The 25,621-nt window shown below is 52.2% G+C and carries 23 protein-coding genes; 2 read left to right on the top strand and 21 right to left on the bottom strand.

Annotated elements, in window-relative coordinates; all coding sequences use genetic code 11:
- Positions 1-85 precede the first annotated feature (85 nt).
- Positions 86-1,069, bottom strand: coding sequence for an aldo/keto reductase (locus Q4579_RS00220; RefSeq protein ID WP_303560734.1), 984 nt, complete (start codon positions 1,067-1,069; stop codon positions 86-88).
- A gap of 61 nt (positions 1,070-1,130) precedes the next feature.
- On the opposite strand from Q4579_RS00220, the gene Q4579_RS00225 reads away from it, so the two are divergent.
- Positions 1,131-2,069, top strand: a complete 939-nt coding sequence (locus Q4579_RS00225; protein ID WP_303560736.1) for a LysR family transcriptional regulator — start codon at positions 1,131-1,133, stop codon at positions 2,067-2,069.
- A gap of 73 nt (positions 2,070-2,142) precedes the next feature.
- On the opposite strand, the gene guaA is transcribed toward Q4579_RS00225, so the two are convergent.
- On the bottom strand, positions 2,143-3,720 hold the full coding sequence (guaA, locus tag Q4579_RS00230; protein WP_303560738.1) for a glutamine-hydrolyzing GMP synthase: 1,578 nt from the start codon (positions 3,718-3,720) through the stop codon (positions 2,143-2,145).
- Between the two features lie 111 nt (positions 3,721-3,831).
- Positions 3,832-5,295, bottom strand: coding sequence for an IMP dehydrogenase (guaB, locus tag Q4579_RS00235; RefSeq protein WP_303560739.1), 1,464 nt, complete (start codon positions 5,293-5,295; stop codon positions 3,832-3,834).
- A 291-nt stretch (positions 5,296-5,586) separates the two neighbouring features.
- On the opposite strand from guaB, the gene xseA reads away from it, so the two are divergent.
- The gene (xseA, locus tag Q4579_RS00240) at positions 5,587-6,936 is read left to right on the top strand and encodes an exodeoxyribonuclease VII large subunit (RefSeq protein WP_303560740.1); all 1,350 of its coding nucleotides are present in this window, start codon (positions 5,587-5,589) and stop codon (positions 6,934-6,936) included.
- A gap of 26 nt (positions 6,937-6,962) precedes the next feature.
- Here the strand turns inward: xseA and Q4579_RS00245 are convergent, their stop codons facing one another.
- From Q4579_RS00245 to iscA, 18 genes are all read right to left on the bottom strand, one after another.
- Positions 6,963-8,576 (bottom strand): ABC transporter ATP-binding protein, encoded by a 1,614-nt coding sequence (locus tag Q4579_RS00245; protein WP_303560741.1) that lies wholly within the window; start codon positions 8,574-8,576, stop codon positions 6,963-6,965.
- Between the two features lie 152 nt (positions 8,577-8,728).
- Positions 8,729-8,998 carry a zinc ribbon domain-containing protein gene (locus Q4579_RS00250; RefSeq protein ID WP_303560743.1) on the bottom strand — a complete coding sequence of 90 codons (270 nt, stop codon included), beginning with the start codon at positions 8,996-8,998 and terminating at the stop codon, positions 8,729-8,731.
- Between the two features lie 415 nt (positions 8,999-9,413).
- Entirely contained in the window at positions 9,414-10,919 is a 1,506-nt protein-coding gene (der, locus tag Q4579_RS00255; protein WP_303560745.1) for a ribosome biogenesis GTPase Der, read from the bottom strand.
- Positions 10,920-11,069: 150 nt separating this feature from the next.
- Entirely contained in the window at positions 11,070-12,227 is a 1,158-nt protein-coding gene (gene bamB, locus Q4579_RS00260; protein ID WP_303560746.1) for an outer membrane protein assembly factor BamB, read from the bottom strand.
- Between the two features lie 12 nt (positions 12,228-12,239).
- Positions 12,240-12,851 carry a tetratricopeptide repeat protein gene (locus Q4579_RS00265; protein ID WP_303560747.1) on the bottom strand — a complete coding sequence of 204 codons (612 nt, stop codon included), beginning with the start codon at positions 12,849-12,851 and terminating at the stop codon, positions 12,240-12,242.
- Positions 12,852-12,864: 13 nt separating this feature from the next.
- Complete coding sequence (gene hisS / locus Q4579_RS00270) at positions 12,865-14,133, bottom strand: histidine--tRNA ligase (protein ID WP_303560748.1); 1,269 nt, start codon at positions 14,131-14,133, stop codon at positions 12,865-12,867.
- Positions 14,134-14,253: 120 nt separating this feature from the next.
- The gene (ispG, locus tag Q4579_RS00275; protein WP_211647335.1) at positions 14,254-15,369 is read right to left on the bottom strand and encodes a flavodoxin-dependent (E)-4-hydroxy-3-methylbut-2-enyl-diphosphate synthase; all 1,116 of its coding nucleotides are present in this window, start codon (positions 15,367-15,369) and stop codon (positions 14,254-14,256) included.
- 14 nt (positions 15,370-15,383) lie between these two features.
- Entirely contained in the window at positions 15,384-16,388 is a 1,005-nt protein-coding gene (gene rodZ, locus Q4579_RS00280) for a cytoskeleton protein RodZ (protein WP_303560749.1), read from the bottom strand.
- Positions 16,378-17,148 (bottom strand): type IV pilus biogenesis/stability protein PilW, encoded by a 771-nt coding sequence (gene pilW / locus Q4579_RS00285; RefSeq protein WP_303560750.1) that lies wholly within the window; start codon positions 17,146-17,148, stop codon positions 16,378-16,380. The genes rodZ and pilW overlap by 11 nt, the downstream gene beginning before the upstream one ends.
- Positions 17,149-17,202: 54 nt before the next feature.
- Positions 17,203-18,327 (bottom strand): bifunctional tRNA (adenosine(37)-C2)-methyltransferase TrmG/ribosomal RNA large subunit methyltransferase RlmN, encoded by a 1,125-nt coding sequence (locus Q4579_RS00290; protein WP_303560752.1) that lies wholly within the window; start codon positions 18,325-18,327, stop codon positions 17,203-17,205.
- 355 nt (positions 18,328-18,682) lie between these two features.
- Positions 18,683-19,111 (bottom strand): nucleoside-diphosphate kinase, encoded by a 429-nt coding sequence (gene ndk / locus Q4579_RS00295; RefSeq protein WP_303560753.1) that lies wholly within the window; start codon positions 19,109-19,111, stop codon positions 18,683-18,685.
- A gap of 59 nt (positions 19,112-19,170) precedes the next feature.
- The gene (pepB, locus tag Q4579_RS00300; protein ID WP_303560755.1) at positions 19,171-20,448 is read right to left on the bottom strand and encodes an aminopeptidase PepB; all 1,278 of its coding nucleotides are present in this window, start codon (positions 20,446-20,448) and stop codon (positions 19,171-19,173) included.
- A gap of 70 nt (positions 20,449-20,518) precedes the next feature.
- Positions 20,519-21,808 (bottom strand): aminopeptidase PepB, encoded by a 1,290-nt coding sequence (gene pepB, locus Q4579_RS00305; protein ID WP_303560757.1) that lies wholly within the window; start codon positions 21,806-21,808, stop codon positions 20,519-20,521.
- Positions 21,809-22,163: 355 nt separating this feature from the next.
- Positions 22,164-22,358 (bottom strand): Fe-S cluster assembly protein IscX, encoded by a 195-nt coding sequence (iscX, locus tag Q4579_RS00310; RefSeq protein WP_368501948.1) that lies wholly within the window; start codon positions 22,356-22,358, stop codon positions 22,164-22,166.
- A 93-nt stretch (positions 22,359-22,451) separates the two neighbouring features.
- Positions 22,452-22,790, bottom strand: a complete 339-nt coding sequence (gene fdx, locus Q4579_RS00315; protein ID WP_303560760.1) for an ISC system 2Fe-2S type ferredoxin — start codon at positions 22,788-22,790, stop codon at positions 22,452-22,454.
- 2 nt (positions 22,791-22,792) lie between these two features.
- Positions 22,793-24,646: a Fe-S protein assembly chaperone HscA gene (gene hscA / locus Q4579_RS00320; protein WP_303560762.1), complete on the bottom strand. Its 1,854-nt coding sequence runs from the start codon at positions 24,644-24,646 to the stop codon at positions 22,793-22,795.
- A 41-nt stretch (positions 24,647-24,687) separates the two neighbouring features.
- A complete protein-coding gene (gene hscB, locus Q4579_RS00325; protein ID WP_303560763.1) occupies positions 24,688-25,206 on the bottom strand; it encodes a co-chaperone HscB in 519 nt (172 codons plus the stop codon).
- 80 nt (positions 25,207-25,286) lie between these two features.
- Complete coding sequence (iscA, locus tag Q4579_RS00330) at positions 25,287-25,610, bottom strand: iron-sulfur cluster assembly protein IscA (RefSeq protein WP_211647325.1); 324 nt, start codon at positions 25,608-25,610, stop codon at positions 25,287-25,289.
- Positions 25,611-25,621 lie beyond the last annotated feature (11 nt).

Here is a 25,621-nt window from a genome sequence, read left to right on the forward strand (position 1 = left end):
GAAAAGGCGTCTTTCCAGACGCCTTTTGCAATAATTATGACTCAGATTGAATAAAAAATTATTCCACAGGCATGAAGAAATGGACCTATACGTTCACACCTTTCATTCCTTCTTCGGTGTAGCGCGCCCCGGCAGGCTGAAAATCTCCGAGTGCACGTTCGATTTGTGCTAAATCCGCTGGTGTTAACGTGATATTGACGGCACCGAGATTATCCTCAAGGTGCGCGATTCTCTTGGTTCCGGGAATCGGTACGATGTGATTGCCCTGCGCCAGCAACCAGGCCAGTGCGATTTGTGCGGGCGTACATGACTTGGTATGCGCCATCTGCATCACCACTTCAGAAAGTGGACTGTTGGCTTTCAGGTTATCCGGCGTGAAACGCGGTAATGCTTTTCGGGAATCATCGGCCTCGAAAGTACTCTGTGAATGAAAACGACCGGTCAGAAATCCCCGGCCAAGCGGTGAGTATGGCACGAAGCCGATATTCAATTCGCGGCAGGTTGGCAGGATTTCAGCTTCCACATCACGCGTCCACAGCGAATACTCCGTTTGAACGGCAGTAACCGGGTGAACCGCATGCGCTCTTCTCAGCGTGCTCGCACTGACTTCCGACAGCCCGATGTGCGCAATTTTTCCTTCGGCTACCAGAGCCGCAAGTGTCTGCATCGTGGTTTCGATGGCCGCGTTTGGATCTAAACGGTGAATGTAATACAGATCAATGCACTCCACGCCTAAGCGGCGAAGCGAATGCTCACACGCGCTTCGGATATATTCAGGACTGTTATCGATACGCCGTTGATACTGTCCGGGTTGACGCACAATGCCACACTTCGTGGCGATCTGAACTTCAGCACGGTTTTCTTTCAGAAAATCACCAATCAGTGCTTCATTATGAAAGTTGCCGTAAGTATCGGCAGTATCCAGCAGCGTACACCCCAGTTCGACGGCCTGATGAAGTACCCGCATGGATGCCTGATCATCTCGCGGGCCATAGAACTCACTCATTCCCATGCAGCCGAGTCCAATCGCCGACACTTCCAGCCCGTTCCCTAAGATGCGTTTTTTCATCATGATTCTCCCTTGGTTTGTTCAACGTATTTCAGTATATTTCCCAAAAATGGAGCTTGATATGGCAGAAAATCGCAATCAGTTTTCCGATAACGGAAAACCAGCGGGCAGCCCGCACTTGAACTGGGATGACACGCGAATCTTTTTAGCAGTCGCGAGAGAAGGCACACTGAGCAGCGCCTCAAAGGTGTTAAAGCTTGGCATTGCGACAACCTCCAGACGTCTGGAGCGACTGGAATCGGCATTAGGTGTCCGGCTGTTCACCCGAGATCAATTGGGCTATAAACTCACCGATGAAGGTGCCGCGCTCATGCCTCAGGCTGAGGCACTTGAGCTGGCGGGCTATGCCTTGAGCGATGCCGCACGCGGCCCGAATGACAGTGTGATGGGGCACGTTCGTCTGGCAACAGCGCAAGGGCTTGCTGACCACCTCATCATCCCGGCACTGCCCAGACTCATTGAAGCCCATCCAAACTTAACGCTGGAAATTGTGACCAGTGTTTCGACTGTGAATTTACACCGGCGCGATGCCGATATGGCCTTACGGATGGTAAGACCCGAACGCGGTCATGTCAGTATCCGGCGATTAGGCGAACTGGGATTTGGCCTGTACGCATCCCAAAGCTACTTAGAACGCCGATCCGATCCCGAGCGACGCAGTTCTCTGGAACAGGATGATTTTATTGGCTGGTCAGAGACCCAACAGCACCTCCCTGCCGCCCAATGGCTGGAACGCACGCTGCGCGGAAAACCTTGCCGCATCACCACCACCAGCATGTCCGCTCAGCTCAGCGCCGTACAATCTGGCATTGGCATGGCGGTACTGCCTCATTTTATTGCCCAAGCCAAAGATTTGGTTTGCGTACAGCGTGATCTGGGCTGCGATCAGCCCATCTGGCTCGCGATTCATGCCGATCTGGCGCACTCCCGAAGAATCAGAGCTGTCGCTGATTTTCTGAGCCAGCTGCTCACAGAAAAGCGTGAATGTTTAGCGCCATAAAAAATGCCAGTCAAAACTGACTGGCATTTCATTCAAATAGCTAAATCGCTTGATTCGCAATTGATGATGTGGGTTATTCCCACTCAATCGTTGCTGGTGGCTTACCGGAGATGTCGTAAACCACGCGGGAGATACCGTCCACTTCGTTAATGATGCGGTTAGATACCTTGCCCAGGAAATCGTATGGCAGGTGGGCCCAGTGTGCGGTCATGAAATCGATGGTTTCAACAGCACGCAGCGACACAACCCAGTCGTACTTACGGCCATCGCCCATCACGCCCACAGAGCGGACTGGCAGGAAGACAGTGAAGGCCTGAGAAACCTTGTTGTACAGGTCGGCTTTATGCAGTTCTTCAATGAAGATTGCATCCGCACGGCGCAGCAGGTCACAGTATTCTTTCTTCACTTCGCCCAGCACACGCACACCCAGACCTGGTCCAGGGAACGGGTGACGGTACAGCATGTTGTACGGCAGACCCAGTTCCAGACCAATCTTACGCACTTCATCTTTGAACAGCTCTTTCAGCGGCTCAACCAGGCCCATGGCCATGTCTTCTGGCAGACCACCAACGTTGTGGTGCGACTTGATTACATGCGCTTTGCCGGTTTTCGACGCCGCAGATTCGATCACGTCCGGATAAATGGTGCCCTGTGCCAGCCACTTGGCGTTTTTCAGTTTCTTCGATTCTTCATCGAACACATCCACAAACACATGGCCGATGATCTTACGCTTCGCTTCCGGCTCATCCACACCTTCCAGTGCAGACAGGAAACGATCTTCAGCATTGACATGAACAATGTTCAGACCAAAGTGGTCGCCAAACATTTCCATCACTTGATGGCCTTCGTTCAGACGCAGCAGACCATTGTCGACGAACACACAGGTCAGTCTGTCGCCAATCGCACGGTGGATCAGCATCGCAACGACAGAGGAATCCACGCCGCCAGACAGTCCCAGAATCACTTCGTCATCGCCGACCTGCGCTTTGATGCGGGCCACTGCGTCGTCAATGATAGAAGACGGCGTCCACAGCTTTTCACAGCCACAGACGTTCATCACGAAGTTTTCCAGCAGACGCTGTCCCTGACGGGTATGGGTGACTTCCGGGTGGAACTGAACGCCGTAGAAACGCTTCTCTTCGTTTGCCATGGCTGCGTAAGGGCAAGTTTCTGTTGCTGCGACTTTCACGAAGTCAGCCGGGATTTCAACCACTTTATCACCGTGGCTCATCCAGACATCCAGCAGCGCATTGCCATCTTCTGCCACAGCATCTTCAATGTTTTTCAGCAGTGCGGTTGGCTCAACGACTTCAACCTGAGCATAACCAAATTCACGCATGTCGGAACCGGCAACTTTACCGCCCAGCTGCTCTGCCATGGTTTGCATGCCGTAGCACACACCCAGAACAGGCACACCCGCTTCAAACACGTATTGTGGGGCACGCGGTGAGTTTTCTGCTGCCACGCTCTCAGGACCGCCAGACAGGATGATACCGTTCGGATTGAAATCGCGGATATCCGCCTCTTCAACATCCCAGCTCCACAGTTCACAGTACACACCAATTTCACGGATACGACGTGCAATCAGCTGTGTGTATTGAGAACCGAAGTCCAGAATGAGGATACGTTGCGCATGAATATTTGTGGTCATTGGGCAGTCTCAAATATCAATTGAATCTGAAGGAGCGGCTACCCGCTCCGGAAAAAATCTGTCGTGTTAACGAAGACCGGCTGCCTGAGCAACCGGTCTGTCTGTCGCTGGTTAGCCCAGACGGTAGTTCGGTGCTTCTTTGGTAATGGTCACATCATGAACGTGTGACTCTTGCATACCGGCACCAGAGATACGAACAAACTCAGCTTTGGTGCGCAGATCTTCAATCGTTGCCGATCCGGTCAGACCCATGCTGGAGCGCAGGCCACCCATTTGCTGGTGAACGATCTCTTTCAGGTGGCCTTTGTAAGCCACGCGACCTTCGATACCTTCCGGCACCAGTTTGTCGGCTGCATTGTCCGTCTGGAAGTAACGGTCAGAAGAACCTTTGGACATCGCACCCAGGGAGCCCATGCCACGGTAAGATTTATAAGCACGGCCCTGATACAGCTCAACTTCACCCGGTGCTTCGTCGGTACCGGCAAACATCGAGCCCACCATCACACAGGATGCACCGGCTGCAATCGCTTTACACATATCGCCAGAGAAGCGGATACCGCCATCGGCAATCACAGGAATGTCGTACTCGTTCGCAACCGAAGCGGCTTCAGCAATGGCTGTGATTTGTGGCACGCCTACACCAGTCACAATCCGAGTTGTACAGATTGAACCCGGGCCAATACCCACTTTCACTGCGCTCACACCGGCTTCAATCAGGGCACGCGCACCATCGGCTGTCGCGACGTTACCGCCGACAATCGGCAGTTCAGGGAAAGCGGCACGGGTTTCACGGATACGTTGCAGGACACCTTCAGAATGGCCGTGTGATGAATCAATCAGCAGTACATCCACACCCGCCTCAACCAGTGCTTTCACACGTTCTTCGTTACCGGCACCCGCACCAACGGCAGCACCGACACGCAGACGTCCCTGCGCATCTTTACACGCATGCGGTTTACGTTCTGCTTTCTGGAAGTCTTTTGCAGTGATCATGCCTTTCAGTTGGAAACTGTCGTTCACAACCAGCACTTTTTCGACGCGGTGCGCCTGCATCACAGCTTCCACTTCTTCACGGGAAGCGCCTTCCTTGACAGCGGCCAGACGCTCTTTAGAGGTCATCACACTTTCAACGGTCTGTGACAGATCCGTCACGAAACGGACGTCACGACCCGTGATAATCCCCACCAGCGCGTGATTATCATCAACAACAGGATAGCCGGCAAAGCCGTTTTCTTCGGTCAGGCGCTTCACATCCAGAATGGTCTGGTAAGGTTTTACCGTCACCGGCTCCTGAACCACACCCGCTTCGAATTTCTTCACCATGCGCACTTCACGTGCCTGCTGCTCGATTGACATATTCTTGTGAATAAAGCCAATGCCCCCTTCCTGTGCCAACGCAATCGCCAGACGGCCTTCAGTGACTGTATCCATAGATGCAGACACCATCGGAATGTTCAGCGAGATTGTTTTGGTCAGACGGGTGCGCAGATCCGCAGTGTTAGGAAGTACAGTCGAATGTGCCGGAACCAGCAGGACATCGTCAAAGGTCAAAGCTTCTTGTTTGATACGTAACATCGCAATATCTCACACCATGTAAGGTTTTAAAGAAGGGATAAAATATTGCGGACGAATTATACGTACCAAGCAAACGTTTGGCTAGAAAAAAATTAAAAAATTTAATTGACACTTTTTACTTGATAAGTAATATATTCCGGTTAAGTGACCGAGCTGCGGGCCAAATTCCCTGCCCTCATTGCGTCTGCCGACTTTTCAAGCCCCCCTTTCACGACATTCATTTGATACTCTTGCCAATTTCGGGCACCATCCTCAGCTAAGTCTATTCCTGCAATTACAGGTCCCGTTGCCGTGAGTCTATACCCGACTGCTTCATCTCAGAACAAGCGTATTTTCACTGTTTCCAGCCTCAACGCACAGGTGCGTCTGTTACTGGAAAATGAGATGGGGGTTGTCTGGCTGATCGGCGAGCTGTCTAACTTTTCAGCGCCTGTTTCCGGGCACTGGTACTTCACGCTCAAAGATGCACGGGCTCAGGTGAAATGCGCCATGTTCCGTGGCAACAATCAGCGGGTGACCTTCCGTCCGGCCAATGGTAATCAGGTTCTGGTGAAAGCCAGACTTTCTCTGTATGAGCCGCGTGGCGATTACCAACTGATTATCGAAAGCATGCAGCCAGAAGGCGATGGCCGCCTGCAGCAGCAGTTTGAACAACTGAAAATGCAGCTGGCTGCAGAAGGTTTGTTTGCACAGAATCTCAAACAGCCCTTGCCGGAAGAACCGAAACGGGTCGGTATTATCACCTCCAAAACCGGTGCAGCACTGCACGATATTCTCAATGTGCTCAAACGCCGGGATCCCGGGTTACCCATTGTGATTTACCCGACCATGGTTCAGGGTGACGGCGCTGCAATTTCCATTGCGCAGGCCATCGGCCGGGCCAATGCCCGACAGGAGTGCGATGTTCTGATTGTCGGACGCGGGGGCGGCTCTCTCGAGGATTTATGGGCTTTTAACGAGGAAATTGTCGCCCGGACAATTGCAGCCAGCCAAATTCCGATTATCAGTGCCGTCGGGCATGAAGTGGACGTCACCATTGCTGATTTTGTGGCCGATATGCGTGCGCCAACACCTTCTGCCGCGGCAGAACTGGTGAGCCGTGATCTCAGTGCTCAGCTTCAGAAAATCAACCAGCGTCAGCAGCACCTGCGACACGCGATGCGCCATTATCTGTCAGGTCGTCAGAGCCAGCTTGTGCGCTGGCAGCACCGCCTGGATCGCCAGCATCCGCAGGTACAGCTGAATCAGCAAAGTCAGCGCCTGGATGAGTTAAGAAACCGTCTGGAACGTGCCATACGCAAGCAGGTGGCCGATCGTCAGCAACACCTTCACCGCTGCGAGTATCAACTGGCATTGCACACGCCGGCACAGCGACTGGAAAAGCTGTCTGCACAGTTGAACGCGCAACAGCGCCGCTTACTGGATGCCATGGACCGTCGACTGGTCAACGCCCGGCACCAGCTCGCCATCGCGACCGAAACGCTGGATGCGGTCAGTCCGCTGGCCACCCTGGCGCGCGGATACTCCATCACAAGAAATGACAACGGCCAGGTAATCCGCAGTGCTGCTCAGGTGAAAACCGGCGATACACTGAAAACCACACTGGCCGATGGTGATATTCGCTCCACCGTCACCGATTGAGCGATATTCCCGATTCAGATTAACGTTTAAGCGGCGTCTTCAATCAGCATACACGCGCTGATCAAACGCTGAGTATAAGCCTGCTGAGGATGGTCAAAGATCTGATCAGGCGTTCCCTGCTCAACCACTTCGCCACGCTGCATCACCATGACATGATCAGAAATGGCACGCACCACTGCCAAGTCATGGCTGATAAACAGAAAGCCGATATTGTGTTTGCGCTGAATATCTTTCAGAAGATCCAGTACCGTCAGCTGAACGGAACGGTCCAGCGCCGAAGTTGGTTCATCAAGCAAAATGAATTTCGGCTCAAAAATCAGCGCCCGTGCAATCGCAATCCGCTGACGCTGACCACCGGAAAACTCATGGGGATAGCGGTTGATACTGTGTGGGTCCAGACGCACTTCATGCAAAACCTGACGCGCTTTCTGCATCCGTTCTGCACGTGTCATCTTGGTGAAGACCGTGAGGGGTTCCGTAATGATATCCCCGACCGTCATCCGCGGTGACAGAGAACCAAACGGGTCCTGAAAGACCATCTGCATGTGCCGCTTGAGCTCAAATCGCTCCGAAGCAGTCATCTGGTTCATGTTCTTGCCTTCAAAGGCAATATCTCCGGTTGAAGGTAGCAGCTGCATCAGTGCGCGGCCCAGTGTTGATTTTCCTGAGCCGGATTCGCCCACGATCCCCAGCGTTTCGCCCTGACGTAATTGGAGACTGATCCCCTTCACGGCTTCAAGGTACTCGGTCGGCTGGCCCAGCCAGTTCGATTTCAGCACATAATTCACACGGACGTCTTCAGCCTGCAATATCAGAGGAGAAGTGGAGTTATCATCTCGCACGGCAGGTTTCGGTTCGGCATCCAGCAACATCCGGGTATAGGGATTTTCCGGCTGATGGAACACTTTCTCAACGGAGCCCGTCTCGACAACTTCCCCTTTACACATCACAACCACATCGTCGGCGAAATGCCGTACAACACCCAGATCATGGGTGATGAACAAAATGGCCATCCCCATTTCTGCCTGAATTTCTTTCAATAAAGCCAGCACTTCCGCCTGTACTGTCACATCTAACGCCGTGGTTGGCTCATCGGCAATCAGCAGATCTGGCTTATTCGCCAGAGCCATCGCAATCATGATCCGTTGCAACTGACCGCCAGAGAATTCATGGGGATAATGACGCAGACGTTTCCGGGGATCCGGTAAATGGACCCGCTCAAACAAAGCCAGCGTTTCTTCCATGGCAGCTTTCATGGAAAGATTCCGGTGGCACCGGATCGCTTCCGCAACCTGCTCGCCAACGGGCATATAAGGGTTCAGCGAGGTCATGGGTTCCTGGAAAATCATCCCAATTTTCCCGCCACGGAATTGACGCAGCTTTTTATCCGGCAAAGCGAGCAGCTCAGTGCCCTGAAACCAGATTTTACTTGTGGGTGAAACACGCGCATTCTTCGGCAACAACCCCATCACCGCACTGGAAGTAACCGATTTACCAGAGCCGGATTCTCCCACCAGTGCCAGCGTCTGTCCCTTCTCCAGGGTGAAGCTCATTGATTTCACCGCATCTACGGTACCACTTTCCATCGTGAACGACACCGACAGTGCATCGACTGTCAGCAGCGACTTGTGCTTATTCATACCTGAGCCCTTACGTTTCTCGTCCATAAGTAATAATGAGAATTATTGGCAAATAAGATTATATTGAAACAAGGAGGCTGACTACAGATTAGTCCAAAATCAGCAGTAAAAAATGGCAAAAATCAGGCTCAGATCGTTTTTGTCCGGAAAATCTATGCTGAGGAAGAAGGATTTCCTGAATTTTTCTGTGAATCAGCCGCTGCGATCCGAAAAGTGATCCGCGCCCGTGACTTCGATTTGAGGACATTGCAATGCGGGCAAAAATAATTGTCGGCACCACAAGCGTTAAGGCGCTCCAATAGGTGGCCACAATCTTCGCAGAATGCTTCCTTCACGAATTTATTCTGGCAGTGCGCGCAATAATACCCGCCCAATTGCCATAACAACGGCAGCTGACAAGCCGGACAGAATGACTGTGACATCCGATGGTCTTCCCCCTGATGAATACCACTGACATGACGATAGCAGGGATCCGCAACAAAGACATGATCAACGACAAAGTCCAGAATGATCAGCGATCACCCCTGAAAAGAATATTTATCAATACACTTCCCGAAAGCATAAGTTACATATGCTGTATTTGGATTTTAAACAGGATAAAATACAGAAAACTCACCCTTTCCCGTCGAGATCCAGAATGAACCAAAAATTCATCTTCGATCAGATTCATTGATTTCTGAGTGGATTAACAATTACTTACCCCATTTCCGCTGCGATCACATCGTCGTAAACGAGCAGCATAATCTGCGTTAATTGATCCCATCGTTCCCGTCACAGGATCGATTTCACCAGATTCAGATCAAAAAAAACCCGGCACACTGGCCGGGTTCTTATGGATTACTGATTTTGTTCTCTGTTCTTCAACGCGGTTGCCAGTCGTTTTCGCTGGCGCTCCTGAGAAACAGTCAGCTTCTGACGTTTCATATTGCCGTACGGGTTATCACTGTTCTGGAACTGAATACGAATCGGTGTTCCCATCATCTCCAGCGTTTTACGGTAATAGTTCATCAGGTATCGCTTGTAAGCGCCAGGCAATTCCTTGACCTGATTGCCGTGAATCACCACAATCGGCGGGTTATAACCCCCTGCGTGCGCATACTTCAGTTTCACACGTCGGCCACGAATCATTGGCGGCTGGTGATCATCCTGTGCCATTTGCATGATACGGGTCAGCAAAGAAGTACTGATTCGTTTGGTCGCAGACTGATAGGCTTCCCGCACAGATTCGTACAAATGACCAACGCCTGTCCCATGCAATGCCGAAATAAAGTGAATCCGGGCAAAATCAACAAAGCCAAGACGGCGGTCCAGTTCAGACTTCACACGCTCTTTGACTTCGTTATCCAGACCATCCCATTTATTAACGGCAATGACCAATGAACGGCCCGCATTCAGGGCAAAGCCTAACAGGCTCAGATCCTGATCAGAGATATTTTCGCGGGCATCAATCACCAGCAATACAACGTTGGCATCTTCAACCGCTTTTAGTGTCTGAATCACCGAGAATTTCTCAACGGCTTCATTCATGTTTTTGCGTCGACGAACACCCGCAGTATCAATCAGGACATACTCCTGTCCATCACGTTCCATTGGAATATAAATGGAGTCACGCGTGGTGCCCGGCATGTCGTACACAACCACACGCTCTTCACCCAGAATCCGGTTGGTCAGTGTAGATTTACCCACATTCGGGCGGCCGATAATGGCCAGCTTAATCGGCTGCTCCTGCAGACGCTTGTAAGCCGCTTCCGCATCTTCTTCGGTCAGATTTGCTTTTTCAATCGCTTCGACCGAATCCAGCGTTTCAATATCGATGAACTCTTCATCTTCCGTCTGACGCGCTGTCCAGGCTTCCACAAATGGCGCCAGCGCACGTTCCATTAACGCGGTGACACCCCGGTTCTGCGACGCAGCAATCTGGTGCATTTCGGTTACACCCAGTTTCCAGAAGTCGGAACAAGCGCTGTCTGCATCAATCCCGTCGATTTTATTCACAACCAGGAAGGTCGGTTTATCGCGGCTGCGCAGGTGCTTGGCAATAGCTTCGTCCGCTGCCGTCAGTCCGGCACGGCCATCCACCAGAAACAGGACCACGTCGGCTTCTTCAATCGCCATCAGCGATTGCTCTGCCATTTTGGTTTCAACGCCTTCTTCTGTTCCGTCGATACCGCCAGTGTCGATGACAATAAATTCGTTCTCTTCGAGCTCTGCTCGACCGTACTTACGATCCCTGGTTAGGCCAGGAAAGTCAGCGACCAGCGCATCCCGGGTGCGGGTAAGACGGTTAAACAACGTCGATTTACCCACGTTCGGGCGCCCGACAAGGGCAACTACAGGAATCATAATGAGCTTACCTCTATCTTTTCATCATCTTAATGAAGCCATGTTTGTCTCAAACGACAATCACGACGCCACGGGTAGAATAACAACGGCCCCTGATGCGAACACAAACAGGAGCCGAAGCGTTAATCTTATCACAGAATAGGCCTGTGACTAAGGCAAATGCATTTTGCTCAGTTTGCCTTCTCGGGTCACTACCAGATAACCATCGTTCAGTGCCAGCGGCGGGACTGAGATGCCGCTGCCGTCTGTTTGTTGCTGAGCAACAAACTCACCATTCAGCGGATCCAACCAGTGCAGATAGCCCAGACTGTCGCCGACCACCAGACGCCCGCCAATCACAGCAGGCGCGCTGAGTATCCGGTATGACAACTCGGAATTTTTCCACAGTTCGGTCCCGCTGCGGATATCGACAGCGACCAGATGATCCTCTGCCGTCACCAGATACAGCACGCCAGACTCAATCACAAAATCTGTTGCCGACGAATAATTCCGCTTCCAAACTTGCTGACCGCTGCGCAGATCAATGGCAATCAGATTGCCGTTATAACCTGCTGTATACAAACGGCCCCCATCAATCACCGGCGACGCATCGACATCGACCAGACGATCAATCTCGGTCGCGCCCTGAGGCTGCCCGACAGGTTGCTGCCAGATCAACTGGCCATTCTGGATATAGGCGCCAGCTAAACGACCATTCGCTTGTCCCCAGAAGACTCCACCGGAAATCGACACCGGTGCGCTGTCACCACGCAGTGTCAGGGTTGGCACTTCACTGCTGATTTGCCATTTCGTGGCACCCGTTTGTGCATCCATGGCCTGCAGAATGCCCCGACTGGTATTGACCATCACCATGCCTTCATCGGCCAATGGTTTTGCAAGCACCTCGCCATCTACTTTGGCACGCCAGGCTTCTTCACCCGTTTCAGCATCCAGTGCAATGACTTCAGCATTTTCGCTGCCGACAAACACTTTATTATATGCCACAGACAGGCCGCCAGAGAGCTTGGCACTCTCTTCCGCGTCGATCTGATGTTCCCAGACCAATTGACCCGTGACCGGATCAAGTGCCTCGATCAAACCGTTCCGGCTGGCAACATAAAGCTTGCCATACCCCGTCACAGGCACCAGACGAGAGTAAAAGTGCTGTACACCATCATCGATGCTGCGAGTCCAGTCCTGCACGGGCGTGAACTGATTGGTTACAGCTGGCAAAGTCGCCATCTGTACCGCTTCTTCCTCACTGGCACAACCACTTAACACACCAATGGCAACGGCCAGAACTAAAGCTTGCTTCAATCGCTTGCGCATCATCTGTCGCCTTTACTGGGCTAAATCGTCGAGCTTGATCTGTAGTGCAGGTGAAGCGCCTTGATCCTTCGCATCCAGATAAGCATTACGTGCAGCGGACTTGTCACCTTTTTGCAGCAGAATATCACCGCGCAGTTCAGCAATTTTGCCCTGCCAGCTTTCTGCAGTCACTTTATCCAGCTCAGACAACGCAGTATCAAACGATTGCTGTGCGGCCAGAACTCGCGCCAGTCGCGTATGCGCAACGGCTAACAGTGCAGAATCTTCCGTGTGACTGGTGACCCAGTTCAATTGTTCGGCAGCCGCTTCCAGATCGCCTTTCTCGATCTGTACTTTGGTCAGTTGCAACGCAGCAAGCACCGCGTAATGACTGCTTTCATGACTCTGAATAAAACTTTGTGTCTGGCTGATCGCTTCGTCGTTACCGCTGGCCAGTGCCTGCACGGCCTGAGTGTAAGCTTCCGAGGCCTGTTCTTTGGCCGTCTGAACTTCACTTTGGTAATAACGCCAGCCATACAGGCCACCTAAACCTAATACGGCGCCAAGAACAACGGCTTTCCCGTTTTCCTTCATCCATGCTTTGATGGATTCAATCTGTTGCTCTTCAGTGGTATTGACGTCCACGTCCTGTCCTCTCTTAAATCAATTCTGCCAGCTTGGCCGCAACCTCTGCCTGAGGTAAAGTTTGCTGCTCACCACCACGAAGGTCTTTCAGCACCACAGTATTGTCTGCGATTTCGTTCTCACCCAGAACCAGGGCAACCACAGCACCAACGTTATCCGCACGCTTGAACTGCTTCTTGAAGTTCCCCCCGCCAAAGTGGCTCATGACTCGCAGACCCGGAACCGTTTCACGCAGTGATTCTGCCAGCTTCATGCCCGCCATCAGCGTACCTTCACCAGCCGTCACCACGTAAACATCCACACTGCGACGAACGTCGGTCAGCTTCAGCTCTTCCATCATCAGCACCAGTCGTTCCAGGCCCATGGCGAAACCGACGCCCTGCGTTGCACGGCCACCCAGTTGTTCAACCATGCCATCGTAGCGGCCACCGCCACAGACAGTGCCCTGAGCACCCAGACTGTTGGTGATCCACTCAAATACAGTGCGGTTATAATAATCCAAACCACGTACAAGGCGTTCATTTACTTGGTATTCGATGCCAGCAGCGTCTAATAGTTCACACAATCCGGCAAAATGTGCTTTGGAATCTTCGTCCAGATACTCAGACAGCTTCGGCGCATCCGCCAAGAGTTCCTGGACCGCCTGATTTTTGGAGTCCAGAACACGCAGCGGATTGGTATACATCCGGCGTTTACAGTCGTCGTCCAGTGCTTCAATGTGCTGCTCAAGGAAAACAACCAGCGCTTCACGATAAGCAACACGCGCATCAGAAGAACCAATGGAGTTCAGCTCCAGACGCACATGCTTGTCAATGCCCAATTCACGCCACAAACGGGCCGTCATCATGATCAGCTCTGCATCAACATCCGGCCCTTCAATGCCAAAAACTTCAACACCGAACTGGTGGAACTGACGATATCGGCCTTTCTGTGGTCGTTCATGACGAAACATTGGGCCCATATACCACAGACGCTGTTCCTGATTGTACAGCAAACCATTTTCAATCCCGGCACGAACACAGCTCGCCGTTCCTTCTGGTCGCAATGTCAGGCTGTCGCCGTTGCGGTCTTCGAAGGTATACATTTCCTTCTCAACCACATCAGTCACTTCGCCAATGGCACGTTTGAACAGATTTGTCATTTCGACAATCGGCATACGGATTTCATTGTAACCGTAGGCGCTGACGACCTGTTTCACGGTATTTTCCACTTTTTGCCACAGTGGAGACTGGGCTGGGAGGCAGTCGTTCATGCCTCGGATTGCTTGAATTTGTTTCGCCACGTTGATTCTCAATTCACCGAAGGGGATTAAGTTCGAATAGATTAAACCGAATATATCGGTTCTGCAGGACGTTGTGAACCTTACCCCGCAGGATTCCGGGGCAAGGTAAACAGAAAAGGCTTACTTTTCGATTACGTCAATCCGGTTGCGCTGATCCAGCATTGCTGCTTTGGCACGGATTTTCGTTTCCAGTTGGTCGATCACATTGTCATTGTCGAAGCGCTCTTTCTGACGGACACCGTCTTCATAAAAGGCACTTTTGCGGTTACCGCCGGCAATGCCCATATGCGACACTTCCGCCTCACCCGGACCGTTTACGACACAGCCAATGACTGAGACGTCCATCGGTACGGTCACATCTTCCAGGCGCTGTTCCAGCTCGTTTACGGTTCCGATCACATCGAATTCCTGACGGGAACAGGTCGGGCAGGCAATAAAGTTAATGCCCCGGGAGCGGATGCGCAGCGATTTCAGAATGTCAAAGCCCACTTTGATTTCTTCAATCGGATCTGCGGCCAGAGAGATACGCAGTGTATCCCCGATCCCTTCAGCCAGCAGCATCCCCAGGCCCACAGCAGATTTCACAGCACCCGCACGGGCACCACCCGCTTCCGTAATCCCCAGATGCAGGGGTTGCTGAATTTCTTTCGCCAGTTTGCGGTAGGATTCAACGGCCAGGAACACATCGGAAGCTTTCACACTGACTTTGAACTGATCAAAGTTCAGACGATCCAGAATATCGACATGGCGCATGGCAGATTCAACCAGCGCTTCAGGGGTGGGCTCACCGTATTTGAGCTGCAGATCTTTTTCGAGAGAGCCGCCGTTCACCCCAATCCGGATAGGGATGTTCTTATCACGGGCGCAGTCAACCACCGCACGAATGCGATCTTCGCGGCCGATATTTCCCGGATTGATCCGCAGGCAGTCCACCCCGTACTCCGCCACTTGTAAAGCAATCCGGTAATCAAAGTGAATATCTGCTACCAAAGGCACATTCACTTGCTGTTTGATTAACTTAAAAGCTTCTGCCGCATCCATCGTCGGCACAGAGACACGGACAATATCTGCCCCTACCTTTTCCAGTGCACGGATTTGTGCAACCGTTGCTTCGACATCGGTGGTTCGGGTGTTGGTCATCGACTGCACAGCAATCGGCGCACCATCACCAATCGGCACTTTGCCTACATAAATTCGGGTAGACGGACGACGTTTAATCGGGGACTCGTTATGCATCTCTCATTCTCTGCTTACAACGGCAATTTCAACCGGGCGACTTTACCGGCCGGATAGCCGCTCAGATCAACTGGTTCACCTTTAAAGCTCATTGTAACAACACTCGGCGCACCGAGCACTATCTTAAACGGTGCCTGACCGTCCAGAGAAACCACATCACCGGAACTTTTAATCCCAGTTTCAAGCTGTTTGCCTTTTGCATCGCGGATATCAATCCAGCAATCACCGTCAAAAGTCAGTTTCAGATCTGGAACCTGAACTTCTTCTGCCGGCGTCGCCTCTGCTGTCAGCAATTCTGTCGCCTCATCAAAGAGACCGTTGCCAGCCTCATCTGCAAGAAAGCCAGATTGTGTTTCACTCCCTGGATTCTGCGCCGCTTCATCAAAAGTGCTGAGAGGCAAATCATTATCTGTCGCAGCGTTGCTGTACTCTTCACCCACAGCATTGGCCGTTTCCGACGGCTGAGGCTGAGTGATCCCTTCCGCAATTGCACTCACGTCATCGCGACTCATGGTCCCGAGTTCATCCGTCGTGCCCGCCAGAGACTCATCCAATGGCTGAGAGCCTGTGCTGGTTTGTTCGGTGATCACCGGTGTTTCGGTTTTCTGCTCTGCCTGCCACCACCAGGCCGCGGTCATTCCGACGACTACGGCGCCGAAAATCCAGGCCAGCCCCATAATCCGGCTGTCATGTTTTTCGCGATTGGTTTTGCGGGAAAAGCTTTGCATGGTCTGCGCCTGAGGTTGCCCCTGGCCACAGCTCTCCAGCTTACTCAAGACATCGTTTACATCCAGTCCGACAAACTTGGCATAAGATCTTACATAACCACGGGTAAACGTGGCCATTTGTGCTTCATCAAATCTGTTTTGCTCAATGTCATCGATCACTGATACCCGCAAACGCAAGCGGCTAGCGACATCCTTTTGAGAATAGCCTAGCTGCTCACGCGCCTGACGGAGTATGTCGCCCGGACGAATGACGTCTTCCGTTACTCGTTCTTCGTTCTGTTCAGTATTCATTGGCTAGATAATTCTGATATTGCTGAGAATCAGGAAATTGTTGTCTTAACAATTCGGCATATTTTTCCACCCGATCAAGGCGACCATTCCGGCGGGACAACTGAATTTTAAGAAGAAGACTATCAGCAGTCTCACCATAACGCTGGCTGAACTCAGCCAGTCTGTCATCGGCTGCACGGAATTGTCCGTCGCTCATCTCTATTTTCGCCAGTTGCAGCATGGCGACTGGCCGGTATGGCTCATGATCCAGTGTTTTTCTGAAATAATCCGCTGCCTCGGTCGCATTCCCTTGCTTCATACTGCACAAAGCAGCATTTTCATAGCTGGATGCGACCTGAAAATAATCCGGCTGCAGGACGGCCCGGTCAAAAGCCGAAATCGCCTCACCGTAGCGGCCTTCACTACACAAGAATACACCATAGTTATTAAGCACATCGCCATTTTTTGGGGAATCTTGCAAAGCCCGGACATAGAGTGCTTCAGCTGAACGATTTTCACCCACTTTCTGGTAATAATGTGCCAATGCCAGCTGTGCTCTTGGATAAGCGGGGGCGGCATCGAGTGCTTTTTGCAAATTCAGATGGGCGCGCTGCCACTGGCCGCGCTCCAGATAACTCAGGCCCAGCGTCACTCTGGCATCAGAAGCCGCAACAGGATCAACGGATTGTCGCTTGGCTGGCGATTCTACGGTCACACAGCCCATTAAAAAACAAGCGGCTATCATGCCGCTTGTGATTGGATACAGTCTCTGACGGACCATCATTGCTCCCTGCATACATCCCTGAAATGCCCTTTTCAGGGGGATATCTCTTGGTTATGAGACCGCTTTAACCGGAATTGGTTCACCATGGGCTTGCTTGGCCATGGTTCTTTTCGTGCGGTCAATCACATCGCCTACCAGCTGTCCGCAGGCGGCATCAATATCATCCCCGCGCGTTTTCCGCACGGTGACCGTAAAGTCATATTCCATTAGGGTTTTCATAAACCGATCGATTCTGGAATTGCTTGGCTTACGGTAAGGCGAACCCGGATATGGATTAAACGGGATCAGGTTGATTTTCGCTGGCGTATTTTTCAGCGTTTGGGCCAGCTCACGCGCATGATCCATGCTGTCATTGACATGATCGAGCAGGATATATTCCACGGTGACTTTCCCGCGGTTCGCATTCGAAGAAGCCACATAACGGCGGACAACATCCAGGAAGGTTTCAATGTTGTATCTGTCATTAATCGGCATAATTTCAGAGCGCAGCTGATCGTTTCCTGCGTGCAGAGAAATCGCCAGGGCAACATCGATTTTTCCGATCATTTGCTCCAGACCCGAAACCACCCCCGAAGTCGAAACGGTGACACGGCGCTTAGACAGACCGAATCCCAGATCGTCGAGCATGATTTTCAGCGATGGGATCAGGTTTTTCATGTTGAGCAGCGGTTCACCCATCCCCATCATCACCACATTGGTGATTGGGCGGCGACCCGTTTCTTTCTCAACACCGATTTCTTTGGCAGCACGCCAAACCTGACCGATAATTTCTGAAACTTTCAGGTTCCGGTTAAAACCCTGCTGCGCTGTGGAGCAGAACTTACAGTCCAGCGCACAACCGACCTGAGATGAAACGCACAAGGTCGCCCGGTCATCTTCCGGGATATACACGGTTTCAACATCCTGATCACCAACACGCATCGCCCATTTAATGGTGCCGTCTGAGGAATGCTGTGCTTCCGACACGTAAGGCGCACGAATTTCTGCGACAGCTTTCAGCTTTTCGCGCAGCTTCTTGTTGATGTTCGTCATTTGATCGAAGTCGTCACAACCGAAATGATACATCCACTTCATGACCTGATCGGCGCGGAAGGCTTTTTCGCCCAGCTCATCGGCAAAGTATTGCCGCAGTCCTTCGCGATCAAAATCCAGCAGATTGATTTTGGCATTAGTCATCGGTTGTTGCCTCACTAAAAAATGACAGATCCGTTTGGGTGGCCCGAATACGGGAGATTCAAGGCGCGAAATTGTACAGACTTTATCGATGCGTTTCCACTTTTCCCACAGAAAGCATAGTTGAGCCGTGTGGAGGACTCCATACGGAAACGGGAAGCCTGCGCTTCCCGTTCGTTCGATTCTGGCCGACGCTTATACCAATCAAAGTAAGTAAATGATCAGAAATAGCGTCGGAAAAATGTTTGAGAACAAGGCGGATTTTTTAGATCAGTAGTCATTCTACTATCAAAAAATCTAACGCAGTTATCGAACATTTTAGCAAGCTAGGATGACCAGTTATTTACTGCGATTGGTATTACCCGCGCGGGCAAATCTCGTCATCAGAGAAGAAGTACGCAATTTCACGCGCAGCAGATTCAGGGCTGTCGGAGCCGTGAACTGCGTTCAGTCGTGTACTTTCTGCAAAATCATTGCGCAGGGTGCCGCAAGCCGCTTCTTCCGGGTTGGTTTTGCCCATCAGTTCACGGTAGCGGGAAATCGCCAGCTCACCTTCCAGCACCTGAACCATGACCGGACCTGAGGTCATGAATTCAATCAGTGGTTCATAAAAAGGTTTGCCTTCATGCTCTGCGTAAAAGCCTTGCGCCTGCTCGGCAGTCAGGTGCAGCATTTTGGCCGCAACGATCGTCAGGCCCGCGCTTTCCATCCGGTGATAAATTGCGCCAATCTGGTTCCGTCCCACGGCGTCAGGCTTCACAATTGAGAAGGTACGTTCAATTGTCATTATTATATTCCTTATACTTGATTCACTTCAGGCGGGCAGGCTTCCCTGCCCTCTGAGCCTTACTGTAACAGCAAGGCAGCAATATTCGCTACCCCCAGACCGGTCGCGCCGGCTGCCCAACGGGCATCCGCACCATCCCGGAAGCAGGAAGCCAGGTCAAAATGTACCCAGCGGCTGTCATCACTGACGAAACGAGACAGGAACGCTGCCGCATTCGAAGCGCCGCCCATACCACCGCCTTTCACCGTCCGGCTGTTCGCGGTATCCGCATAGTCTGACGGGCAATAGCTCTGGTGCCATTTCTGAAGCGGCAACGGCCATGCCGGTTCATTGACCAGCTCAGACAACTGCTGTGCTTTTCTCAGCAGTTCAGGTTGCATCGAGAAAATAGCATTGTAGTCCTGACCAACAGCCATCATTGCTGCGCCTGTCAACGTCGCGGCATCAATGATCAATGGTGCTTTCATTTCGCTGGCTTTGAGCAGGCCATCAGCCAGAACCAGACGACCTTCCGCATCTGTATTCACGACTTCTACCGTCAGGCCATTCTTGTAAGTCAGCACGTCGCCCAGTTTATAGGCGTTCCCGGCAACCATGTTTTCAGCACAGCACAGAATTAGTTTCACACGCTTCTTCAGGCCCTGCTCAATCGCATACGCCAGTGCCGCTGCAACAGTCGCAGCGCCACCCATGTCACATTTCATCGCAACCATGCCTGCACTTGGCTTGATGCTGTAACCCCCGGAATCGAAGGTGATCCCTTTCCCGACCAGACAAGCATGAATCGGGGCATCGGCGTCGCCAGTCGGGTTGTAATCCAGCGTCAGCATGACTGGCGGGCGGCTGCTCGCGCGGCCAACACTGTGTGTCCCGATCCAGCCTTCGCTCAGCAGTTCGTCACCCACCAGAATGTCATGGCTGATGCGGTTGCCGGCAATATTTTCCAGGAAAGTAACTGCGTCTTTCGCCAGCTTCTCCGGATACATATCTTCCGGAGTCGCGTTCACCACCTGACGCACCCATTCCGCGCTGCGGCGGCGCGCATTCAGCAGCTCGATTTCATCTTCATCGTCAGACGCCCACTGCACTTCAACAGCTTTCCGGGGTGCAACAAAGCCACAGTAAAACGCCCACTGACGCTCATAGCTCCAGCCATCGCCGCTCAAGCTAACCTGTGTTGCTCCCTGGTTGGACAGCTGGCGGGCAGCCTGCTGGATGCGGCGCAGCACAAAATCACCCTGAAAGTGAATCACTGCACTGTCGTTGTGATAAGAAACCAGCGCCTTGTCGCCCCAGACACCCTGACTCGGTTCAGCGGAAAGTAATACGGTAAGCATAACGGTGTTCCCTGCGTTAAAACGCACAACAGGTTAACCTGTTGTGCGTCAATTCAATTCAAAGATAAAGTTAAATGTCCTGCGCCAGAAGATTTGCCAGTGTGCGAACCCCCATACCTGTTGCACCGACGCCCCACTTATCACTGGCCGACTTGCGGTATGTACCACTGCAGTCTAAATGCAACCAGCCTTGTTTGTAGTCTTCGACAAAGTAAGACAGGAATGCCGCCGCTGTGCTTGCGCCCGGCATAAAGTCACCGCTTGAAATATTAGCCAGATCCGCAAACCCGGACGGCATCATTCGACGGTGGTGCTCGCCCAGCGGCAATGGCCACAGGCCTTCATGCTCTTCACTGGCCGCGATCAGCGCTCTTTGCGCCATGCCGTGATCAAAACTGAACAGTGCATGATAGTCGTTACCCAGCGCATTTTTCGCGGCACCCGTCAGGGTTGCACAGTCAATAATCAGGCTTGGCTTCTGGGCACTGGCGTAAATCAGACCATCTGCCAGCACCAGTCGGCCTTCGGCGTCAGTATTGAGGATTTCAACTGTCTTGCCATTTTTATAGGTAATGATGTCACCCAGTTTAAAGGCACGGCCAGAGACCATGTTTTCAGCGCAGCACAGAACCAGCTTGATCCGCTTTTCCACGCCACGGGCAATCGCCAGTGCAAGACCACCGGTCGCCATGGCTGAACCACCCATGTCGGCTTTCATCGAAGCCATACCCGCAGACGGTTTCATGCTGTAGCCGCCGGAGTCAAAGGTAATTCCCTTACCCACCAGACAAGCGAACACAGGTGCTTCAGCATCCCCCGTTGGGTTGTAATCCAGAATCAGCATAGCAGGCGAACGCTCAGAACCCCGGCCAACCGTGTGAATGCCCACCCAGCCTTCATCCAGCAAATCATTGCCTTTAATCACTTTATAAGTGACCTGATCCGGGGCCAGTGATTTGATAAATTCGCCCGCGCGATTTGCCAGATGAGACGGATTCACGACCTCGGCACTCTGGTTGATGATATCGCGCACCCAATTGGTTGCAGTCAGACGCGCCTGAAGTTCAGCCTCGTCGGCATCTTCCAGTGCAGTCCAGCTGACCTGATTGCCCGCCTTCGCGTTCCGGTGTCCCTGAATAAACGACCAGATCGTTTCCAGATCCCAGTCCTCTCCACTGAGGCTGACCTGTTTGATCCCCTGTCCGTCCAGCAGGCGACCGGCCCGCTGAATCGTGTTGAGCACATCATCATTGGTGATATGAATTTGGACACCTTCAGCAGTAAAGGAAATCAGGGCGTTCTCGCCCCATTGCGCTGCTGCGGTTTCTTCGGTCAGGAAGACTGACATAGTGGCAGACATGAAAAACTCCTCGAATCATCGCCGGATACCGTGTTCAACACAGCCGACGGCATGCTTATCTCATCAGAGCACCTGGCTCTGTACCCGTGGGTCATGCTTTTTCAGGTCAATGCACTGCATCGCCCGTCAAATATTCATGGTTATGGGGGTCGCTCCGGCAAGAAGCAAGATAAGCCGTGCGAAAAAACAACAAAGCGGACCTCAGGGCCCGCTGGAAAGCTTTGTCGGTTACAGGTAAAAGATTGGCCCGAACTGACAATCGTAAGCGATTGGTTCACCTTGCCGACAAAATCACAAATAAACAAGGCATTTGCAGCAAGATTAAGAGAATGATCGACTATTGTTGCAATCAGCGTTAGTCCATCTCCTCCATCCAGCACAATTGTACCGCTTCTAACACTTTTTCACCGCAGTGTTTCGGATCATCATCAAAGACGTCCAGCGCCAGGATCCAGTCCCGCAAATCGACAAAATGGATTTGCTGCGGATCGACATCTGGATGCGCATCAATTAAGGCTAAGGCAAGTTCTCTTGAATCCGTCCACTTCAGTCCCATGATTTCACCTGCAGGTCTTTGATGAAAAGAAGAAGTCTTTAGAGTGTAGCAAGCCCGCTCACGGCACGTGAACGGGCTGGAGGGAGATTAGTGGTTTTCGCTGGCAAGGTTAATGGTGTAGCGCGGGATCTCTACAACCAGATCTTCTTCGGCCACAATGGCCTGGCAGCCCAGACGGGATTCAGGTTCCAGTCCCCAGGCTTTATCCAGCATGTCATCTTCCAGCTCTTCACTTTCGTCAAGAGAGTCAAAGCCTTCACGGATAATCACGTGGCACGTTGTACAAGCGCAGGATTTCTCGCAGGCATGTTCAATACCAATCCCGTTACGCAGGGCGACATCCAATACGGTTTCGCCGCTCTTGGCTTCCAGTACCGCCCCTTCCGGGCACAGTTCTACATGGGGTAATACAACAATTTTAGGCATGCCTAAACCTCATCAATCGATTGACCGGCCAGTGCCTCTCGAATGGATTTATCCATCCGGCGCGCGGCAAATTCCTGGCTTGCTTTATCTGTTTTCTTAATACCAGCTTCAATGGCGCGTGGGTCTTCTCCCTGCCGCAATTGAACCAGCTCCATCATCACGGCTTCCAGTGCATCACGCTCTTCTTTCGACAGCAGCGTCTCACCATCGGCAGCCAGCGCAGCAATCAGCCCCTCAAGCACACGGTCCGCTTCGACACGCTGTTCGGCCAGCGCCCGCGCATCTTTATCTTCGCGGGCATGTGTCATTGAGTCGCGAATCATGTCGGCGATTTCGTTATCCGTCAGACCATAGGAAGGTTTCACCTGAATGGATGACTGAACACCAGAGCTTTTTTCCATCGCATTCACCGACAGCAGTCCATCCGCATCCACCTGATAGGTCACGCGAATGTGTGCCGCGCCCGCAGCCATGGCAGGAATGCCACGCAGGGTAAAGCGCGCCAGTGAACGGCAATCTGCCACCATTTCCCGTTCACCCTGCACCACATGAACCGACATCGCTGTCTGGCCGTCTTTAAACGTGGTGAACTCTTGAGCGCGGGCCACCGGAATGGTGGTATTGCGTGGAATAATTTTCTCGATCATGCCGCCCATGGTTTCGATACCCAGAGAAAGCGGGATCACATCCAGCAGCAGCATTTCTGAATCAGGCTTATTCCCAGCCAGAATATCGGCCTGAATCGCAGCACCAATCGCAACGACTTTATCCGGATCGATTGAAGTCAGTGGCGTTTTTCCGAAGAAACCTCCGACCATGTCCCGTACCAGCGGAACGCGGGTTGAACCGCCCACCATGACAGTTTCAATCACTTCATCCAGATCGATACCGGCATCTTTTACAGCACGGCGACATGACATCAACGTCTTTTTCACCAATGGCTGAATCAGCGCATCAAACTGTACCCGGGAAATCGTTCCCTGCCAGCCCAGCACATCAATGTCAGCCTGATCCTGATCAGACAGCGCGATTTTAGCAGCGGTGGACACATCATGCAGCGCACGACGCTCAGACGCCGTCAGTGTCGCTTCGTGGCCACTTTGGGCCAGAATCCAGTCGCTCAGCAGATGGTCGAAGTCGTCCCCGCCCAGTGCGGTGTCGCCCCCCGTTGCCAGAACTTCGAAAACACCTTTCGACAAACGCAGAATGGAGATATCGAAAGTCCCCCCGCCCAGGTCATATACAGCGATTACGCCTTCCTGACCTGAATCCAGGCCATAGGCAATCGCAGCCGCTGTCGGCTCATTCAGTAAACGCAGGACTTTAAGATTAGCCAGCGCTGCCGCATCTTTGGTTCCGGCGCGCTGAGCATCATCAAAATATGCAGGGACCGTAATCACCACCCCTTCAAGTTCGCCGCCTAGTGTCGCTTTAGCACGCTCACTCAGGTGTTTCAGGATATCGGCAGACACCTGAACCGGATTCACTTTCCCTTGACGGGTCACGACCTGAGGCAAGCCGGATTCAGACGCTTCAAACTGATAAGGCAGATTCGGATAGCGTTGCTGAATATCAGCCAGAGAACGACCCATCATTCGCTTGACTGAAATGATGGTATTCGCCGGATCTTGTTGAGCGAGTGATTTTGCGGGTTCACCCACGCGAATCGTGTCCGCATCGTAATGAACGACAGAGGGTAAAATTGACTTGCCTTGCTCGTCTGGCAGAGTCTCAGCCACGCCGCTACGAACCGCAGCAACGAGGGAGTTGGTTGTTCCCAGATCAATCCCCACCGCGAGTTTATGTTCATGCGGTGCAGCACTTTGACCGGGTTCAGCAATCTGTAACAGTGCCATTGTCCTTCCTGTGGGCTTTCGCTGGAATAGAGTTGAAAGAGTTAGTCGTCGAACATGCTCTCTTCAAGACGCTCGACTTCAGTACGCAGTTTGTCGATAAACTTCAGTTTTCGCACTGCATTGGCTGCTGGTTCCCACTCACCGGATTCCAGCAAGGCCTTCAGCTCACTGAGCTGGGCTTTTTGCAAACGTACGGCCTGCTGATCAAAATCAAACAGAGCCGCTTGCGGATCAGCAGCGGAAGGAATCTCTTCCAAAGCTTCGCGCAGTTCCATTTGCTGCATCAGAAATTCTGGATCCTGCAGGGTTTGCTGCTCAGCACGGATATCCACGCCGTTCTCTGCCAGCATATACTCCGCACGGGAAACCGGATTTTTCAGCGTCTGGAATGCATCATTGATTTGCGCTGCCTTCTGGACAGCCATCAATCGGTCACGCTCTGAAGCGGTCGCAAAATTGTCCGGATGAAATCGGCGTTGTAATTCGCGGAAGCGAGTGGCAAGAAGGCTACCGTCCAATTCAAATTGGAAAGGTAGCCCAAAGAGTTCGAAATGATTCATATGGCGTCTGATATCGGTTTACAAGCAAGTGGCGCGGCACTGAGGGTCCGCGCCCTGGCAGGGTCTGCCGTCAGCAAATATTAAACGTTGAAGCTTTCACCACAACCACATTCGCTGGATACATTCGGGTTGTTGAATTGAAAACCTTCATTCAGCCCTTCTTTGGCAAAATCCAGCTCTGTCCCTTCCAGATAAACCAGACTTTTGGCATCCACAATGACTTTCACACCATGTTGCTCGAAAATCTGATCTCCTTCATCCAGTTCGTCTACGAACTCAAGGACATAGGCCATACCAGAACATCCTGATGTCCGGACCCCCAGACGCAAGCCAATGCCTTTGCCTCGATTTTCCAGAAAAGCCGCAACACGGCTCGCTGCCGCTTCAGTGATGGTAATGGCCATAAACAACAACC

The organism is Photobacterium sp. 1_MG-2023 (genome assembly GCF_030547945.1).
Classification (GTDB): domain Bacteria; phylum Pseudomonadota; class Gammaproteobacteria; order Enterobacterales; family Vibrionaceae; genus Photobacterium.

Bases quoted from the DNA above. Each gene is read 5' to 3' on its own strand.
- Q4579_RS00220 (WP_303560734.1), bottom strand. From the start codon at position 1,069: ATGAAAAAACGCATCTTAGGGAACGGGCTGGAAGTGTCGGCGATTGGA.
- Q4579_RS00225 (WP_303560736.1), top strand. From the start codon at position 1,131: ATGGCAGAAAATCGCAATCAGTTTTCCGATAACGGAAAACCAGCGGGC.
- guaA (WP_303560738.1), bottom strand. From the start codon at position 3,720: ATGACCACAAATATTCATGCGCAACGTATCCTCATTCTGGACTTCGGT.
- guaB (WP_303560739.1), bottom strand. From the start codon at position 5,295: ATGTTACGTATCAAACAAGAAGCTTTGACCTTTGACGATGTCCTGCTG.
- Q4579_RS00245 (WP_303560741.1), bottom strand. From the start codon at position 8,576: ATGAATAAGCACAAGTCGCTGCTGACAGTCGATGCACTGTCGGTGTCG.
- Q4579_RS00250 (WP_303560743.1), bottom strand. From the start codon at position 8,998: ATGTCACAGTCATTCTGTCCGGCTTGTCAGCTGCCGTTGTTATGGCAA.
- der (WP_303560745.1), bottom strand. From the start codon at position 10,919: ATGATTCCTGTAGTTGCCCTTGTCGGGCGCCCGAACGTGGGTAAATCG.
- bamB (WP_303560746.1), bottom strand. From the start codon at position 12,227: ATGCGCAAGCGATTGAAGCAAGCTTTAGTTCTGGCCGTTGCCATTGGT.
- ispG (WP_211647335.1), bottom strand. From the start codon at position 15,369: ATGCATAACGAGTCCCCGATTAAACGTCGTCCGTCTACCCGAATTTAT.
- rodZ (WP_303560749.1), bottom strand. From the start codon at position 16,388: ATGAATACTGAACAGAACGAAGAACGAGTAACGGAAGACGTCATTCGT.
- pilW (WP_303560750.1), bottom strand. From the start codon at position 17,148: ATGGTCCGTCAGAGACTGTATCCAATCACAAGCGGCATGATAGCCGCT.
- Q4579_RS00290 (WP_303560752.1), bottom strand. From the start codon at position 18,327: ATGACTAATGCCAAAATCAATCTGCTGGATTTTGATCGCGAAGGACTG.
- ndk (WP_303560753.1), bottom strand. From the start codon at position 19,111: ATGACAATTGAACGTACCTTCTCAATTGTGAAGCCTGACGCCGTGGGA.
- pepB (WP_303560755.1), bottom strand. From the start codon at position 20,448: ATGCTTACCGTATTACTTTCCGCTGAACCGAGTCAGGGTGTCTGGGGC.
- pepB (WP_303560757.1), bottom strand. From the start codon at position 21,808: ATGTCTGCCACTATGTCAGTCTTCCTGACCGAAGAAACCGCAGCAGCG.
- fdx (WP_303560760.1), bottom strand. From the start codon at position 22,790: ATGCCTAAAATTGTTGTATTACCCCATGTAGAACTGTGCCCGGAAGGG.
- hscA (WP_303560762.1), bottom strand. From the start codon at position 24,646: ATGGCACTGTTACAGATTGCTGAACCCGGTCAAAGTGCTGCACCGCAT.
- hscB (WP_303560763.1), bottom strand. From the start codon at position 25,206: ATGAATCATTTCGAACTCTTTGGGCTACCTTTCCAATTTGAATTGGAC.
- iscA (WP_211647325.1), bottom strand. From the start codon at position 25,610: ATGGCCATTACCATCACTGAAGCGGCAGCGAGCCGTGTTGCGGCTTTT.